Source organism: Chloroflexota bacterium, from assembly GCA_026706485.1.
Taxonomy (GTDB): Bacteria; Chloroflexota; UBA11872; order UBA11872; family UBA11872; genus JAJECS01.
The window spans coordinates 533,326-549,781 of record JAPOYR010000011.1; the positions used below are offsets into that span (position 1 = coordinate 533,326).

Here is a 16,456-nt window from a genome sequence, read left to right on the forward strand (position 1 = left end):
GGCACGGGACTGATCCCATGACTCCGAAAAGAAGCATTTTCGTGAATCTGGCCGTGAAGGACATGGACAGGTCCGTCGAGTTCTTCACCGCGCTGGGATTCGAGTTCAATCCCGCGTTCACCAACGACCAGGGCGCCTGCATGATCGTCGGCGAGAACATCTTCGCCATGCTGCTGGCGGAGAGCTTTTTCAGCAGCTTCATTCCGGGACGGCGGATCGCCGACACGTCGGATACGACCGAAGCATTGCTCGCCGTGTTCCTGGCCGAACTGGACGAAGTCGACGCCATGCTCGACAAGGCCGTTGAGGCCGGTGGAACGGCCTTCAGAGAGCGGTCGGAGTTTCAAGGCATGTATGGCGGCGCGTTCCAGGACCTCGACGGGCATATCTGGGAAATCGGCCACATGGGTCAATCCGCGGCGTCGGATTACCCGCAAGCACCGGAGGACAACTCGTGATGTCGGCATCTTCCAAGCTCAGCCCGTTCCTCTGGTTCGACGGCCGATCCGAGGAGGCCGCCGAGTTCTACGTCTCCGTGTTCCCGAACTCTCGGATTCTGAGTGTCTCGGCAATCTCGGATGGCCCCGCCAAAGGCGCAGCGCTGGTGGAGTTCGAGCTCGACGGCCAGAAGTTCGGCGCCGTGGACGGCGGACCGATGTACAGCTTTACGCCGGCCGTTTCGTTCGTTGTTTCCTGCGACTCGCAAGAGGAGATCGACTACTACTGGGACCGGCTTTCGGAAGGCGGCGAACCGGGCCGGTGCGGCTGGCTGGAGGACAAATTCGGCCTGTCGTGGCAGGTGACGCCGTCGATGCTTCCCGCCCTGATGCAGGGCAACGCGTCGAAGGTGACGGAAGCGCTGCTGGCCATGGACAAGATCGACATCGAAACGCTGCGCCGGGCTTCGGAGAGCGGCTGAGGCCGCCGGTGATCGCTGAGCTTGGCGCCCACCCGAGCGATGGACGGCTGCTGCTGCACGCGGAAACTCAGGCCGAGTGGCGGGCGTGGCTAGAGCAGAATCACCAAAGTGCGGACGGCGTGTGGCTCGTCTCGTGGAAGAAGGCCACGGGTAGGCCGTTCATTCCCTATTCCAACACGGTGGACGAAGCGCTGTGCTTCGGCTGGATTGACTCGCGACCCAACCGGGTGGACGACGAACGGGCGATGCGGCTCTTCACGCCACGGAAACCGAAGAGCCTCTGGTCGCGCATCAACAGGGCGAAGGTGGCGCGACTCGCGGAGCAGGGCCGGATGGCGCCGGCCGGCATGCGAATGGTCGAGACGGCGAAGGCGAACGGGTGGTGGACGATCGGCGACGAGATCGAGGACCTGGTGATCCCGCCCGACTTGGGTTCGGCCCTGGCCGCCAACGAGACGGCGAGGGACTGCTTCGAGCATTTCGCCGCCTCGGCGAAGAAGAGCATCCTCTGGTGGATCAAGTCGGCGCGGAAACCCGAGACCCGGGCCAGGCGCATCGCGCAGACCGTCGAACTGGCCGCCGAGAATCGCATGGCCAACCACCCCAAGGGCCGCGACCAGGGGCCGAAACGGCGCTAACGTTGGGTTGGCATGGCCGTTCTGGACGCCACATGATGGTTCGGTCGCTCGTCGTTGCCGCGCTGGCGGCCTTTGTGCTGTTTGCCTGCGGCGAGGACGCATCCGAAACGGCCGAGCCTCGGGCGCCAGCGGTTTCGACCATCACCGTGCAGACGTCCCCGGCGCCCGCGCAGCCCGTGCCCACCGCAACAGCGGTGCCGTCCCCAGCGGCGACGTTGGCGGCGATCCCGCCAACACCCGCGCCTTCGCCTGCGTTCACGACTGCCGTGCCGGCGCCAGGCGTCGCGGTCTCCGAATCGCCGGCCGCGGTCGACGCCGCCAATGCGTTCCTCAACGCGCTCGACTCGGACCAACAAACGGCGGCCGTGCTCGCCTTCGATTCGCCCCTGCGGCCCAACTGGTCCAACCTCCCGCCGGGCATGACGGGATTCGAGCACAACGGCGTCCGCATCGGCGACCTGGACGACCGGCAAACCGAGCTGATGCATGAGTTCCTGCGGGCGGCGCTCAGTCCCGAGGGCTACACCAAGGTCGTCGGCATCGTGGGGGCCGAAGACGCGCTGGCCGCAGCGTCCGGACGGCAATTGAGCGCGGACAACTACTGGCTGGCGTTCTTTGGTGAGCCCACCACGGACGCCCCCTGGGGCTGGCAGTTCGGCGGTCACCACCTGGCCGTGAACGTGACGGTCGTTGACGGGCGCTCGTATCTCTCGCCAACGCTGGTGGCTGTCCAACCGGCGTCCTACGAGGTCGAGGGTGCCACCATCGCGCCGTTGGCCGGCGAGGTGCAGGCCGGGCTGGCGCTGATGCACGCGCTGGACGACGCGCAGCAGGCGGCGGCGCGGGTGCAGCGTCCCAGCGAACTCTGGGCCGGCGCCGGCAGGGACGGCGTGACGCCACCGCTGGAGGGCTCATCCGCAGCGGGGTGGAGCAAGGCCCAGCGAGCCCTGCTGCTGGACGCGGTCGCGCAATGGATCGGCCTGCTGCCCGCCGCCAGCGCGGAGGTCCGCATGGCCGAGATTGCGGCAGACGTTGGCGAAACCTATTTCGCTTGGCACGGCGACGTTGACGCCGGCCGGCCCATCTACTACCGCATCCAGGGACCAGCGCTCATCATCGAGTTCGCCACGCAGAGCAGGTCCGGCGGCGAGCGGGCGCACTACCACTCGATCTATCGCGACCCAACGAACGAATACGGAGCGGCTGCCGCTGCCGGCTGACCGCATCGAACGAGCTTCCGACCCTGACTACCGGCGATGCTGAGTCCGTCGACGGGGTCGCAGATCCAGCGTCTCCAACTTGGGCGCCGGCGGCGAATCCGCCATAATGACTTCCCGTCAACATCGGTTGGATTCGCCTAACGAGGCAGGCACTCCATGACGACGGCATCACCCGCCGTGGCGCAGGCGCCGCGGCTGACGACGGACCAGATTGCCCAGTTCAAGCGCGAGGGGTTTCTCGTGCTGCCGGGCGTGGTCGATCCCGAGCTGTGCCGGCAGGCGCGCGACCAGATGTGGGACACGATCGCGCAGTACCGGCCCAGCATGCGGCGCGACGATCCCTCCACCTGGACGCCGATCAGCGAGGCGGAAAACGCGAGCTATGTGCGTGAGGAGACCGGCGGCGACCCCTACTTTGGCGGCGGGGGGCACCGGTTCTATATCCGCAATGGGGCCGAGGACCTGCTGCTGGACATCGGCGCCCGCGTCGTGTGGGACGTCGCCGAGCAGCTGCTGGGCGAGGGCGAGGTGGTCTACCCCGCGGGCCTGGACGCCACCGGCCACACCACGGGGCCGTGCTACCTGACCGAGGGCGCGGTCAAGGGCATGGAGTCCCACCTGGGCGACAGGACGAGGGAATGGACCGGTCCGCCGACCAATAGGACCGGACCGCTGCGCCTGCCGAAAACCGGTCCCCACTGGGTGACGGGCCAGGGCACGCGCGGCATGTATTGCACGCTGCCGAACGGATCGCCCCGCGGACCGAACTATCCCTCCGCCCATTCGGGTGAGGGCATGGGTTCCGAGAGTCGCTGGAAGGTGCAAACCGCGGTCTACTTCGACGACCTGCCGCTGGGAGCGGGCGGGCTGCACCTGTGGCCCGGCAGCCACGCACGGGTGTGGGAGGCCTACCGCGAGATCAAGCAGAGCGGCTCGGGCGAGACGTATGACGGCTACAACCACCCCGTGGTGGCCGACATCAAGGCCGACACGGAGCCGGTGGACACCCACGGTCCGGCGGGCTCGGTGGTGCTGTGGCACTCGATCATGCTGCACATGGCGGGCGTCAACACCTCGAGCGACATCATCCGCCAGGCGACGTTGTACGCCTTTGCCAAGACGCCGGAGTCCATGCCGGACGAGAGCGTGGAGAACGAGACCCTCGACGACATCTGGGCGGATTGGTCGGACGAGGTGCGGGCGGTGGCAGTCTAGGCGGTCGGGCGGCCCCTCACCCCGGCCCTCTCCCCATGGGAGAGGGAGTCGGGCCGGCGGTTGATTCGGGCTAGCCGCCGGCGGCTTGCTGCCGCTCGGCGCGGACTTTGGCGGAGAGCGCGGCCAGGTGGCCGTCGTTGGCGAGGCGCTGCTCGAGGTGCCGCATGCGCTCCGGCGAGGCGGTTTGGAGCATCACGTCGCCGTAGGCGCGCTCCATCTCGTGCCGTGACAGATTGGCCACCGACTTTCGAACGGGCTCCAGGTCGTCGTCGGGTTGCCGCGCTTGCATGTTGATGGTGAACATGCGCCGCCGCGTGCCGCCCCCGAACGACGCGTGCTTGATCTCGTGATTGAATACCAAGACGTCGCCGGGTTCGGTTTCCAGCGCAACGGACGGCACCTCGGCCCCTGACAGGCCCCAAGTTTTCTCGGGCAGCGACGTGCGCTCGTCGAGCGGCGTGCGGTAGTAGTCGACGGCGCCCAACATCCGCCAGAAGCGGCCGCCCTTGTGGTGGCTGCCCGGAATTACCCGGAGGCTGCCGGACGCGGCGTCCAGCGGATCCAGGTAGAACGCGGTCTTGATGGGGAGCTTGGCTCCCCAGCTCGTGTCGGAATGCCAGGGCGTATCGCCGCTGTAGACGTTGCCGTCGCTGGTCATGTAGTTGAAATCCTCGCCGCAGATCGAGGACCCGATGCCGAGGACCCGCGGGTCGTCGAGCAGCGAGCACAGATACGGGTGCTGGTCGATGAACGGCACCACCACCGTCAGCCGCTCGTCAAGGTCGTCGGCCGCGCCGTCCAGCCCGCCGCCGTTGGCGGTCCACACGTCGCGGAAGGCGTCGTTGAGCGCGTCGACCTCGTCGCGGAAGAGGCCGCGCAACGCCAGGTAGCCGAAGGTCTCGAAGAATCGCAGTTGTTGCTCGGTGAGTTGCATGGCGCTCTCCGATCCGCTCGTGCTCACGGCCCACCCCCAAGAATGCTGCCACCTTCACCGGCGCCGCGCCAGCCGCGGTCTCGCCTGGCTGAGGCACGAACCGCAGTCCCGCCCAGCCGGGCGCCATCATCGGCGCATGTTGGCGCCGCACGGGTCTCATTTAGAAACAAGCGTCGTGATATATTGCTTGGCCACTACCGTCGCTTTATTTCTGATTTTCCTTACATGAGAGGAGAACGATTTGACTGAAATCGACGAAGTCTTGGCAAGCAACGCCAGCTATGCGGCAAACTTCCGCGCGTGGGATTTGACCGCATCGCCCGTGCGCAGCCTTGCGGTGGTGGCCTGCGCGGACGCGCGCATTGACGTGCACAGAATCCTGGGACTCAAGGAGGGCGACGCTCACGTCATCCGAAACGCGGGAGGCGTGATCACCGACGATGTGATTCGGTCGCTAATGATTTCCCAGCGACTGCTCGGCACCCGCGAGGTCATGCTCATCCATCACACCGACTGCGGCATGCTGAAATTCCGCGACGACGACTTCAAGGATGAGATTGAAGCCGAAACGGGGATTCGTCCGGCATTCGCGCTCGAAGCCTTCGCGGATCTCGACCAAAACGTGCGGCAGTCCATCGCCCGAATCCACGCCAGCCCGTTTATTCCACACAAAGACCAGATTCGGGGGTTCATCTACGATTGCGCCTCTGGAAAGCTTGCGGAGGTCCTGGATTCATAGTCAACTCATGGCAGAAGTTTCGGTTTCAATCGATGAATCTAATTGAGTCGTCATTCAATTATTATCCTGCATTTCACCGATGGGATTATTGCATCATCAATGCGAGGATTACGGCCGCATTGTCCGTAAAGAAGTTTGGTGCTATAGTTCGGGATCGTTAGGATTGGCGGGGCCGGGCGGTCCGCCATGCGGCAGCGAGGGAGAGGCACGTTGCCCGCCGTAGCCCCACCCCGGCGAATGGCATCGCTGCAGTCGAATTCCCCGCGCAGCGCTTCCAGCCTCACAGCAACCCCGGTGGAATTCGCGGGTAGCCGCCGACAGGCGGAAGCGGGGGATCGATCGGGCACTCGGTCGTGAGCTACACCCGCCAGGACCTTCGCGGAGATCTTTTCGGCGGCGTAGCGGCTGCCGTCGTCGGGTTGCCATTTGCGCTGGCCTTTGGCGTGGCGTCGGGTCTTGGACCAATGGCCGGCCTCTACGGGGCGATCGCCGTGGGATTCTTCGCGGCAGTGTTTGGGGGCACGCGGTCCCAGATATCGGGGCCCACCGCCCCGATTGCCATGGCCATGGCGGTGGTCGTCGCCACGCACGCCGACAACATGGCCGAAGCGTTCACCGTGGTCATCATGGCGGGCCTCATCCAGGCGCTCCTGGGCGCCATTCGCGTGGGTCGCTTCGTGGCCTACGCGCCGTTTTCCGTGATCTCCGGACTCCTGTCCGGCGTGGGCATCATCATCATCCTGGTGCAGACGCTGCCCTTCGTGGGCGCCCCGGTCGCAATCGGCGGCCCCGTGGAGACGGTGCGTGCGTGGCTGGAGGCGCGACACGACGTCAACTACAGCGCGCTGGCGATCGCCGTGGTCACGTTGGCGGTGGTCGTGGCGTGGCCCAAGCGGTTGCGGACCTATCTCCCGCCGACGCTGGTGGCGCTGCTGGCCGGAACGCTGCTCAGCGCGCTGTGGCTCAGCGATTCGCCCGTCATCGGCGACGTGCCAAAGGGCCTGCCGGAGCTGCAGTTGCCCGACGTGTCCGTCGACGCCCTGGCCGGCGCGGTGTTGCCGGCGCTGATCATCGCCCTGCTGGGAGCGATTGACAGCCTGATGACCTCTCGGGTCGCCGACTCGATGACGCGCACGCGGCACGACCTGAACCGGGAGCTGATCGGCCATGGCATCGGCAACATGGCCGTGGGATTCGTCGGCGGACTGCCGGGCGCCGGGGTGACGCCGGGCACCGTGGCGAACCTCCGCGCGGGGGGACGCACGCCGGTTTCCGGCGCATTGCGCGCGGCCATCCTGCTGGCGTTGGTCCTAGCCCTGGGGCGATACGTCGAGTTCATCCCCCACGCGGCGCTGGCCGGAATCCTGATCAAGATCGGCTGGGACATCATCGATTGGCAGTTCCTCACCCGCATCCACCGCGTGCAGCCCGAGCACCTGCTGGTCATGGCCGTCACGCTGGGGTTGACGCTGGTTCTCGACCTGGTCACCGCCGTGGCCATCGGCCTGATCGCCGCCGCCGTGGCAAGCGCGCGCCAGTTTGAGCGCCTTGACATGGACAGCGTGGTTTCCACGCCGCTACCGGAGCAGAGCGCTGGTCCCGGTTCGGATGGCTCGGGCAAGGAGACCTCGTTCGCCGAACGCGTGGGCCTGGTGTCGCTGACGGGGAGCTTTTCCGTGATCTCGGCGAGCAAGCTGATCAATACGATCAGCGCCGACATTCGCCTGCGCGAGGTCGTGATCCTCGACTTTTCCGACACGGTCTACATGGACGACAGCGCCGCGCTGGTGCTGGAGCGGATGATCGATATGGCGATTGCCGAAGACACCACGTGCGTGGTGATGGGACTCGGAGGTCGGGCCGCCATCACCCTGCACGCGCTCAACGTGCTGCGGCGCGTCCCGGCCGATCACTTCGTGGCCACGCTGGACGACGCGCAGGCGACCGCGAGACGCTTGCTGGAGAGCTAACCCAGCGGCAAGAACCACCCCGGCTGTACGGTCACGCCTGGAAGTGCTGTGGGTGCATCACCGATCCGTTGGGCGTCGGCCTGCTCGCCGCAACATCGAGCGGCAACGGGAGAGGTCGACACCGTTCACCACCAGGCTCGCTGCCACACCTCCGGCGGCGACGGCGGCGATGGCGATGCCGAGGTCATACCAGCGCTGGGGGGCGTATTCGAAAGTGATCGCCGAGCCTTCGGCAACCGGCAAGAAATAGCCGTTCCAGAGGCCATCCGCGAGCAGCGGAGCGAATGCCTCGCCGTCCACCCAGGCCAGCCAGGTGGGGTCGTAGGCCCGGCGGAGGACGATGAACGCCCAGCCACCGGCGCCGCGCGTGGTGGCTTCGATCCGCGTGAGCTCGCGCGTCGAGACTTCCAGGCGCGGCCGGACCAGCGCGGGCGAGGCCTGAGCCGACGTCGGACGCCATGCGGTGGGCGCGAGGGCCAGGGTGCTCACGGCTTCGAGCCCGGGACCGGCGGTGACGCTGACGTCTCCCTCCGCCGCGGTCCCGACCCGCATCCAGCGCCAGCCCGTGGTCGGAGACGTGGTGGTGAGCCGCGCGCTGGAGCTGGCGGTCGCAACGTTGATCCAGGTCGAGCGAGGGCTGGTGAAGACACGCAGCCAGACGGCGCGGTCGCGGTCGGCGGGGACGGGAATCCGCAGCGCCGCACGCTCGCCTCCGGGCGTGGCGAATGCCAGGCCCAGGCCGTAGTCCGACGCCCAGTCATCGAGGTCCTCCCGCCCAAGGCGCTTGAGCCAGGACTGCCGCTCATCCGCGTAGGCGCCGCCACGGGTCCAGCCGCCCTTCGAGCCGTGGAAGCCAAACCAGCCAGTGACGGGCATCAGCTCGACGTTGTCCGCGACGGCGAAGATTGCGTCGGTGGTTGGCTGCGCCGGGAAGACTGAGTCTGGCAGCGACGGGCGCACCCGGTGGTTGGCCAGGACGCGCGTGACGCCGGCAGGGGCGGCAAGGTCGAGTGTGTCGCTCCAAACGGCGCTGGAGGCTTCGAGCAGCGGCACGGCGGCGCCAAGATCGAACGCCAAGACGTTCGGGCCGGACGCCAGAACGGCAGCGTCGGGCAGCGCGGCGAGGGCTGCGGCCAACTCCTCACCGGCCAGTTGGTCGCGCATTACCACCACGTGGCTGAATCCCGCCCGGTGGGCGGCGGCAAGCGCCTCGGCAGGCTCGACGCCGTAGACGAACTCGATCCATCGACCGGGGATGGAGGACGGCGGCGCCGGTGAACGCGTGTCGCCAGTGAGGGATGGGTTTGCCAGGCTTGCCGCCTCCATCAAGCGCAGCGTGCGCGCCGGGTCCCAGGGCGCGGGCCGGTCGTCGGAGGACACGACCAGGATTCGACCCTCCGGCCCGGCGGCCCCGTCCGCCGCCCGCAACACGTCGCGATAGTCCGCCGGCAACGGCCGGGGAACGTAGCCGGGTTGATCGGTGCTCCACAGGAGCGGTACGGCGGGCGCGGCATGGACGCTAAGCGCGACAACCACATAGCCGACGAGCAGTGCGGGCGCGAACGCGCTGCGCGTCCACCCACCGGCCGCAACCCGGCTGAGAAGTTCGGTGACCACGAATCCGGCGCCAAAGGCCTGCGCCATGATGAGCAGTCCGACCACCCGGTCCGGTTCGCGAAAGACCCACAGGCCGGGAATGGTGTTCACGGCTGCTTGATACATGTCGGCCGTGAGCGCCCAGTTCGACGTGGCCGCGACCAAGGCCGCGGCATACCCCCCAACGGCGAGATAGAGCGCCGGCGGTCCCCAACGGCGTAGGGCGACGGCCGCCAGCGGCAGCGCCGCCACCGCCCAGCCGGCGAACTCCCAGGGCAGCCGGCTGGCGCCGGCGGGAACCAAGAGCTCATGCCAGTTGGCGTTGGCGGCTCCCTGGAGCGTGGTCGGCAGGTCCTGGTGGCGCGCGAGCACCGTGCGCGTTTGGTCCATGAGGGTGTAGGCCGGGTCGGGGCTGCCCCCGAAGAGCTTGACGGCCACATACGGCGCGATCTGATAGGCGAGCAGCGGGACGACTGCCGCCGACCACACGAGGCCGTCGGTCAGCGCCCGGCGGCGCTTGACGGGGCACTGCACCATCGTGCCGACGACCCACGCGGCAATCATGAGCGTGGTGAAGACCAGGTAGTGGGGTTGCGCGGCGCCCAAGAGCGCGAAGACGAGGGCGGACCCAACCGTCCAGCGCCGTTGCCCTGTTCGCGTGCCCTCGAGATAGAGCCCCAGCACGAGTGGGGCCGCCGCCCATTGAGCCAGCAGCCAGCTGTGCTCCAGGCGCGCGATGGTCCAGGGATTGACCACCAATGCCACCGCCGCGACCATGGCGCCCATGGCTGCGCAGGTGCGAGGAGTCTCAGGGCGCCAGCGGGCGAACAACGCAAAGGCCGTAAAGGCGCTGACATATCCGACGCCCGCGATCCACAGCACGATCAGGCGGGCATACGTCGCGCCGTCCATGCCAAGCGCTTTGGCAACACCAACGAGCGTGAGCGTGATCGGCAGGCGTCCGGTGCCCGCGATGCTCAGCGTCTCGCGCGGCGACCACAAGGGATAGACGCTGTGCTCGACGACGCGATCCAGGAAAAGCGAGGGATAGAGGTCACGCTGCTGCAAGTCGCCAGGGCTCGTGATGACGGCCCAGAACACGGCTACGACAATCAGCGCGCCGACGCCGAACGCCAGCGCCCAGGGGCTGGCCATCCGCCCGCCAAGTCGCCAGAGGGCAGCCAGCGGCGAAGGGCTGCGACCTGGGCGGCGAGTCACTGCCGATGATGTTGCGGCGATTTGGGGTGGCGCGGGGTGTGCTGGCGGCCTTGAGTGTAGTCCTGGCCGTGGCGGCCGCCCTGGCGCTGGGAGGCGCGGAACGCCAGTGGCCGGCGTTCCCGACCTACGCGTTCAACCTGGACTTTGGGCCCGCCTTTGCCGGCGGAAGCCTGGAGCAGACGTTCGCCGCTCCCGCCACGCCGCTGCGCCGCATCGAGCTGCGCGCGGTCAGCCCGTGGCCCGAGACCGTCACGGTTCGGGTGCGCGATGCTGGCGATCCGGCGGCGGTGGTGCTGGTCGAGGCCAGCGTTGGGATTGCCGCCGACGGCTTGATACGAATTGACCTTCCGGGGACTGTGGACACGAGTGGGCGGCTTTTGCAAGTCCAAGTCGTCAATCCGCCCGAGTCACCTACGCCCTTGTCGCTCCAGGCCAATCACACCGACCCCTATGGGGGCGGACAAGCCGCCATCGGCAGCGACCCCGGCACGGGTTCGGTTGACCTGGTGCTTCAGACGTGGCGACGTGTCACGCCAACGGGGCTTGCGCTGGAGGTGCTGCGCGCGAACGCGCTCGGCGCCCTATTTGCCCTGGCGACGCTGATCGCGGTCGCTGGACTGGCGTTGGCCTGGGGCTGGCGTCGATTTGCCGACCGATCGAGATCGGTCGCGACTACGGCTGGGTTGCTGGGCGTCGCGGTGGGACTGGGGTTGCTGCGCGTCGGCTTTGAAGTCCTCGCGCCCTGGGTGACCTGACGGCGCTAGCCGCCCCACTCGGCGCGGCTGTGCGGTCGCGCCGCGCCGAGCAGGCGTCGCAGCGTCACCGTGCCGTAGACGACGAGCGTGATCCAGCACGCGGGCAGGTGGTAGAGCCAGGCGCGATCGGGTCGACCGAGCCAGCCAATCGCCGCCTGGACCAGCAGGGGCACGACGGTCACTGTGGCGGCGGCGAATAGCAGGGCGCCGCGCCACGGCGGGGCGGTCGGCCCCGTCCGCATGCCCGCCGCGCTGAAGTAGAGAAAATCCTGCGCTCGGCGCGTTTGCTTGCGGGCGAACTGTCGCAGGGATTGGGCGTAGTGGTGCGCAATGCCAAGGTGCAGCTTGGCGACATGGACGAAAGGCCCGGAAGTGCCCGAGTGGAGGATGTCGACATCGAAGAGATACCCGTCGCGCACGGCGGCGGCGGCAACCGACCGCCGCGTAAAGAAGCCGTTGGCCCCCACCGTCGGCAGGTGCTCACGCCGGAACCGAACCTTGCGATAGGTGGGGGTCTCCTCGTAGACCTCGTGATCCACGCCGGTCCACTTGCCCGTGACGAGGCATTCGCGGTCGTAGGTCCCGAGAAAGAGGACGAAGGGATCGTTCATGCCGAGCAGCGCGAAGTAGCGATCGAGCGCGGGCATCGTGTCCAGGGCGGTGAACTGGATGGGCTCGGCGCCGGCAATCTGTGGATCGGCTAACGCGTCGACGACGGCCTCCAGGGTGTCCGGCGACGGCAGCTCGTTGTCCGAGTCGACAAAGCCCACGATCGCGTGGGTCGCGCGCTCCAGACCGGCGGCCTTGCCGGCTTCACCGGTGACCAGTGGGTTTTCGACCACCGTGCAGCCCGACGATTCGGCGACCTGCCGCGTCGTGTCGGTTGAGCCGCCGTCGGCGACGATGACTTCCAGCCGATCTGCCGGATATCGCTGGGCGCGAATCGACCGGAGGGCGATTTCAAGACTCCGCGCGCAGTTGAGCGTGGGAATGACGATCGAGATTCCGGGGGCATCCGCCATGGCAGGCAGTATGCCGAAGCGCCCCGTGAGCGAGTCGACTGGCTACCCGATCCACATCGCGGAATTCGGGCGTGAGGACTCCTAAGCGTCGTTGCCGGACGCGCCGCCGTTGTCGGCGTCGAATCCGTATTGCCGGACGATCACGTCCACGTTCCGCTCGGAGAACCGGCGCTCGGCCTCGGCGCGCGCTCGCTCACGGAGCGCGCACAGACCAGCGCGATCGGCCAGCATGTCCTGCAGTCCCGCCATGAACGCCTCGGTGCCCGGCTCGACGAGCCGTCCGATCTCGGGAGTCACGGCTTCTCGCAGGCCACCGAGGTTGCTCGCGACGATTGGCGTGCCGGCCGCGCTGCCCTCGAGCACTACGATCCCCGCCGCCTCTTCGTACTGCGACGGCACCAGCAGCAGGTCAGCCGCGGCGTACATCGTCGCGATGGTGTCGAGGCGTTCGGCTGGCGGGCCGGCAGGATCCTGCATGAGCGTCAAGTTCGGCAACGCCGTTGAAGCCTCCGCGACCTCGGTTCCCATATCGCCTTCGGCGCCCAGCATCCGGAATTGCACGTTGGGCAGCCGTCGCGCGAGATCGAGAATGATGCCCACACCCTTCTTGCGCAGGAGCCGGCCAACAAAGAGACAGGTGGGCGCCGACTCCGGCCAACCGAGCTTGGCACGAGCTTCGACCTGGCTGCGCGGCCGAAACACTTCGAGGTCGACCCAGTGCTGGTGGGCGGTGACGCGGGCCGGATCCAGCCCGATGGCGACGAGCTCCTGCCGGGACGCCTCGCTCACGGTCAACACCCGATCGGCGCGCCCGAGCAGGGAACGCACGGCTTGCGCCAGCACTCGGCGCTGCCGCAGCTCGTAGATCGCGTGCATGCTGACGACGATCGGCTGTCGCGCACCGGTCCAGCGCATGCCCAAGGCGGCCACAGCGGCGGACAACCCGTGCGCGTGAATGACGTCAAAGCCGTCGCTATGACGTATCCGGTGTCGAATGGCGCCCGCCAGCAGGCCGGGCACCAGGTAGGCGAACACCAGCGGCGCGTATGGTTCGATGCGCGGATGCCATCCCTTCCCAAACCAGGGAATGCGGATGACTTCGCCGTTTGGGAGCGGCTCGCGCGATGGGGCCTTCACCGGAGCGACCAGCGGTTGGTGCGTGAGGAGCGTGACGCGGGTGTTTCGCCGCGCGAGCGCGGCGATGAGCGCGTCGATGTGCGTCTCGACCCCGCCACGATTGGGCGAGGCGAACGGTGACAGCATGAGCACACGCCGACGGTCGCGGGAGTGGGCGTCGCGTGCAGCCGGCGTCATGTGACTGCGTCCGGCCCGTGCATGAGGGCGATGAGGAGAGCCGCGGTCACGCCGCCGCTCAGCGCCAGTGCCGCCGGCCGTCCAAACCGTCGCCGGTCGAGCGACGACCACGCAGCGCGCCCCACCACGGTTCCCACCAGGAGGGCGACGGCGAGGCCGACGCCGAGATAGAGCGGCGACTCGGTGGCCTGCACTCGCAGTCGTGTGAGCGCACCGGCGTGGCCGGAGGCCGAGAAGGCCAGATCGACGTCAATCGGCGATCGGCCCAGCTGATCGACAAGCTGCCCAGCCGCATACGCATCGTTTCCCGTCGCTCCAACATAGAGTTCCGCCGGAGAGTCTTCGAGCGCGACGACCCGAATGGCAAGCGGTCCGGCGGGAAAGTCTACCGAGGCGATCGCGATTGAAACCTCCTGGAGCTCAGCGCTGGGTGGCGCCTCGAAGCGAGCCGAGCGGAGCGGTTGGCCATCCCCAGCGCGCAGGAGGTGAACGTTCGCGTCGGCTGCCGGACCACCCTCACTCCGCGCCCAGAGGGTGATGGTGTCTATGGGGCCGCCGGAGAAGGCGACCGACTGCGTGATCGAGCCAACCAGCGGTCCGAGCCCAAAGCTCGGCGCCACCGGATTCTTAGCGGTGGTCAGCGGCTTCCATCCCAGGCCGACCGCGGCCCCGAACATCAACGCCAGCACCGTGGCGAGGAGCCAGACGGCGATCCTCATGGACGCCAACCACCTGGCCGCGGCCGGCGCGGCCACAGTGTCCACGCGCCCCATGCGAAGAGACCCGCCCACGCTAGGGCGTGGCCCGCCAGAAACGCCTGGTGCAAGCGATATTCGAGGACCAGACGGCCAGAGGCGCCGGCCGCCGTGCGGACGCGCAGCAGGTCACGCTCGGACGGTTCAACCATCGCGGCATGGCCCGGCACGTGAGCGGTCCAGAGTGGATCCCAGTGTTCCTGGGTGACAATTTCGCGCGCATGCTCTCCGGCTGGCGGTAGGTCGATGACAAGGCGATGCATGCCCTCGCGCCTCCACGGTAGCTCAATCGGTCCACGGGAACTTGCCACGTAGACCCAGGGATACGCCGGCTCGACCGTGCGAAACAGCTCGTAGTAGTCCGCGGTCAGCTCGAGCGCGAGGCCTTCGGTCCGGCGCAGAGCTTGGGCAAGCTCCCGACCGCGGAGCGTGCCCGTTGGAACGAGCACGCGGGACACCCCATGAGCGCGAAGAGTGTCGGCGAGGGCGGGCGGGCCGGCTTCGACCAGCGACACGAGGCGGTCGCCGACCAGCGAGTTTTCCGTCGCATAGGGCGTGGAGACGGACAGCGTCTCGATGGCGTGCAGGACACGACTCTGCCGCGACCAATCCGGGAAGCGCAAGGGCCACACGGCCAGAAGCGTGCGGGAGTCTGCGGCCGCGTTGCGCCGGTCAATCTCCTCGGGCACCGTGCGGAACGAGGCCGGGAACCGCTCGGGCACCAGGCTCAGGGTCCGATCGTCCCAGAGCATGCGCTGGATCCCCGGCACCATGAAGGCAACCAGCAGTAGACCAAAGACCGCTGCCTGAATGGTTCCGACGGCCGGCAGACGGCGTGGGGCAATTCGGACGAACGTCGCTGGAGCGAGGACCAGTCCGGGCAGATAGGCCAGGGCCAGTGCGCCGGAGAGCTTGTCTGGTTCTCTGAGCGCCCAGCCAAACGGGGCATTTGCGGCGACGGCCAAATAGCCCGGACGCAGCGCCTCGTGCCAGCTGGCCATCTGAATGAAAGCTGTGGCTCCGCCGACGATCGCGGCGTATCCCAGCACTCGGCGCTGTCCTGGCTGTCGCCAAAACACCATGGCCAGCACGGCCGCGGGAATCAGGGCAGCCATGCGCCACCCCGGCAAGGCGGCGGTGTCGGGCTTGAGGCCCACGCCGAAGAAGGTGTGCCCCGTGAGCGTGAGGGTGTCGATGACGGTTTGGCCGCTCTCGAGCACCGGCTGGACATCGGTTCCTTCGGCGTATCTGGGTCCGGTGGGCGAACCGGCGGCTGCCGTGACCAGGAGCGGGACGAGGATGAAGGCGGCGAACACGGCAGAGCCGCCGAGGAACGCCAATGCGGCTGCGCCGATCGGGAGGCGGGGGCCGGGACTGGTGACGGCGGCGTAGGCAAACCATCCGAGGCCCACGAGCAGGCCAATCGCCATGTAGTGCGGCGAGGTGGAGACGGCAAAGGCCAGCACGGCGGCGGCCGCCAGCGCCCGGTGGGCACGGGAGCGAGCGGTGGGCGCGCGCGTCGCCGCCACGACGAGACCAAGCACAAGCGGCAGCAGCACGCCGCTCAGGTGGACGCCCAATTGCTCCCAGCGCGCCAGGGTCCACGGATTGAGAGCCCAAAACAAGCCGGCCAGCACGAGGCCGAAGCGAGTTGCGACCGGATGTCGGGCTCGAATTCCCGGCCCCGTCACCAATCGGGCACCGAAATATCCACCGAGGAATCCCAAGAGGTGCCAGCTCAGCCAGTGCAGCTTGCCCGCCACTTCCGTGGTGAGGTCGAATGCTTGAGCGAGATAGCCCCAGGGCACATAGGTGTAGGTGCGCATGACATTGACAAGCCCGGTGCCGTATGAGGTATCCCAGGCGCTGGTGAACCGACGGGTCCAGAACTCGTTGGCGAACGGATAGCCGAGATCGCCCTGAATGATTTCGCCCGGCGTCGCGACGACCCGCCAGCCCGCTACCAGGGTGAGCAGCAAGCCGAGCGCAATCCAAGCCGAATCGCGGGCCAGCAGCCGGGCGATGTGGGTGGTCATTGAGACGGCTTCGGCTGGTCAGCGAAAACGCGCGCCAGCGGCAGTGAGAGGCCACGTGCGTTGAGTACTATTCCGACCACCAACCCGTCAGGGATCCAGCGCGCTCACCGGCAACGAATGCACCG

The 16,456-nt window shown here is 67.7% G+C and carries 14 protein-coding genes; 8 read left to right on the forward strand and 6 right to left on the reverse strand.

Translation table 11 applies throughout. The annotated features are described in order from the left end of the window. The first annotated feature begins 17 nt into the window (after positions 1-17). The 5 genes from OXG79_11955 to OXG79_11975 all read left to right on the forward strand — a co-directional run bounded on the left by OXG79_11955 (position 18) and on the right by OXG79_11975 (position 3,992). Positions 18-458 (forward strand): VOC family protein, encoded by a 441-nt coding sequence (locus OXG79_11955; GenBank protein MCY3784478.1) that lies wholly within the window; start codon positions 18-20, stop codon positions 456-458. After that, on the forward strand, positions 458-919 hold the full coding sequence (locus OXG79_11960) for a VOC family protein (protein ID MCY3784479.1): 462 nt from the start codon (positions 458-460) through the stop codon (positions 917-919). The genes OXG79_11955 and OXG79_11960 overlap by 1 nt, the downstream gene beginning before the upstream one ends. An 8-nt stretch (positions 920-927) precedes the next feature. Further along, complete coding sequence (locus OXG79_11965; GenBank protein ID MCY3784480.1) at positions 928-1,557, forward strand: YdeI/OmpD-associated family protein; 630 nt, start codon at positions 928-930, stop codon at positions 1,555-1,557. Between the two features lie 32 nt (positions 1,558-1,589). Continuing rightward, positions 1,590-2,777: a DUF3500 domain-containing protein gene (locus tag OXG79_11970; protein ID MCY3784481.1), complete on the forward strand. Its 1,188-nt coding sequence runs from the start codon at positions 1,590-1,592 to the stop codon at positions 2,775-2,777. Between the two features lie 156 nt (positions 2,778-2,933). Beyond that, positions 2,934-3,992: a phytanoyl-CoA dioxygenase family protein gene (locus OXG79_11975; GenBank protein MCY3784482.1), complete on the forward strand. Its 1,059-nt coding sequence runs from the start codon at positions 2,934-2,936 to the stop codon at positions 3,990-3,992. Between the two features lie 70 nt (positions 3,993-4,062). Here the strand turns inward: OXG79_11975 and OXG79_11980 are convergent, their stop codons facing one another. Then, positions 4,063-4,926: a phytanoyl-CoA dioxygenase family protein gene (locus OXG79_11980; GenBank protein MCY3784483.1), complete on the reverse strand. Its 864-nt coding sequence runs from the start codon at positions 4,924-4,926 to the stop codon at positions 4,063-4,065. A gap of 241 nt (positions 4,927-5,167) precedes the next feature. Here OXG79_11980 and OXG79_11985 point away from each other — a divergent pair, with 241 nt between their 5' ends. Beyond that, on the forward strand, positions 5,168-5,665 hold the full coding sequence (locus tag OXG79_11985; protein ID MCY3784484.1) for a carbonic anhydrase: 498 nt from the start codon (positions 5,168-5,170) through the stop codon (positions 5,663-5,665). A 353-nt stretch (positions 5,666-6,018) separates the two neighbouring features. After that, the gene (locus OXG79_11990) at positions 6,019-7,635 is read left to right on the forward strand and encodes a SulP family inorganic anion transporter (GenBank protein ID MCY3784485.1); all 1,617 of its coding nucleotides are present in this window, start codon (positions 6,019-6,021) and stop codon (positions 7,633-7,635) included. Positions 7,636-7,692: 57 nt separating this feature from the next. Here OXG79_11990 and OXG79_11995 read toward each other — a convergent pair whose 3' ends face one another. Beyond that, positions 7,693-10,386 carry a hypothetical protein gene (locus OXG79_11995; protein MCY3784486.1) on the reverse strand — a complete coding sequence of 898 codons (2,694 nt, stop codon included), beginning with the start codon at positions 10,384-10,386 and terminating at the stop codon, positions 7,693-7,695. A 68-nt stretch (positions 10,387-10,454) separates the two neighbouring features. Here OXG79_11995 and OXG79_12000 point away from each other — a divergent pair, with 68 nt between their 5' ends. Continuing rightward, positions 10,455-11,204, forward strand: coding sequence for a hypothetical protein (locus tag OXG79_12000; GenBank protein MCY3784487.1), 750 nt, complete (start codon positions 10,455-10,457; stop codon positions 11,202-11,204). Positions 11,205-11,209: 5 nt separating this feature from the next. On the opposite strand, the gene OXG79_12005 is transcribed toward OXG79_12000, so the two are convergent. The 4 genes from OXG79_12005 to OXG79_12020 form a co-directional block, all read right to left on the reverse strand. After that, a complete protein-coding gene (locus tag OXG79_12005) occupies positions 11,210-12,226 on the reverse strand; it encodes a glycosyltransferase (GenBank protein ID MCY3784488.1) in 1,017 nt (338 codons plus the stop codon). 81 nt (positions 12,227-12,307) lie between these two features. Beyond that, a complete protein-coding gene (locus OXG79_12010; protein MCY3784489.1) occupies positions 12,308-13,540 on the reverse strand; it encodes a glycosyltransferase family 4 protein in 1,233 nt (410 codons plus the stop codon). Then, a complete protein-coding gene (locus OXG79_12015; GenBank protein MCY3784490.1) occupies positions 13,537-14,259 on the reverse strand; it encodes a hypothetical protein in 723 nt (240 codons plus the stop codon). Before OXG79_12015 ends, OXG79_12010 begins: the two co-directional genes overlap by 4 nt. Further along, on the reverse strand, positions 14,256-16,331 hold the full coding sequence (locus OXG79_12020) for a hypothetical protein (GenBank protein MCY3784491.1): 2,076 nt from the start codon (positions 16,329-16,331) through the stop codon (positions 14,256-14,258). The genes OXG79_12015 and OXG79_12020 overlap by 4 nt, the downstream gene beginning before the upstream one ends. Positions 16,332-16,456 lie beyond the last annotated feature (125 nt).

What these genes read in the sequence shown, in the direction of transcription:
- OXG79_12015 (MCY3784490.1), bottom strand. Translation starts at nt 14,259, where the DNA reads ATGAGGATCGCCGTCTGGCTCCTCGCCACGGTGCTGGCGTTGATGTTC.
- OXG79_11995 (MCY3784486.1), bottom strand. Translation starts at nt 10,386, where the DNA reads ATGGCCAGCCCCTGGGCGCTGGCGTTCGGCGTCGGCGCGCTGATTGTC.
- OXG79_12000 (MCY3784487.1), top strand. Translation starts at nt 10,455, where the DNA reads ATGATGTTGCGGCGATTTGGGGTGGCGCGGGGTGTGCTGGCGGCCTTG.
- OXG79_11970 (MCY3784481.1), top strand. Translation starts at nt 1,590, where the DNA reads ATGATGGTTCGGTCGCTCGTCGTTGCCGCGCTGGCGGCCTTTGTGCTG.
- OXG79_12005 (MCY3784488.1), bottom strand. Translation starts at nt 12,226, where the DNA reads ATGGCGGATGCCCCCGGAATCTCGATCGTCATTCCCACGCTCAACTGC.
- OXG79_11975 (MCY3784482.1), top strand. Translation starts at nt 2,934, where the DNA reads ATGACGACGGCATCACCCGCCGTGGCGCAGGCGCCGCGGCTGACGACG.
- OXG79_11960 (MCY3784479.1), top strand. Translation starts at nt 458, where the DNA reads ATGTCGGCATCTTCCAAGCTCAGCCCGTTCCTCTGGTTCGACGGCCGA.
- OXG79_11955 (MCY3784478.1), top strand. Translation starts at nt 18, where the DNA reads ATGACTCCGAAAAGAAGCATTTTCGTGAATCTGGCCGTGAAGGACATG.
- OXG79_12010 (MCY3784489.1), bottom strand. Translation starts at nt 13,540, where the DNA reads ATGACGCCGGCTGCACGCGACGCCCACTCCCGCGACCGTCGGCGTGTG.
- OXG79_11980 (MCY3784483.1), bottom strand. Translation starts at nt 4,926, where the DNA reads ATGCAACTCACCGAGCAACAACTGCGATTCTTCGAGACCTTCGGCTAC.
- OXG79_12020 (MCY3784491.1), bottom strand. Translation starts at nt 16,331, where the DNA reads ATGACCACCCACATCGCCCGGCTGCTGGCCCGCGATTCGGCTTGGATT.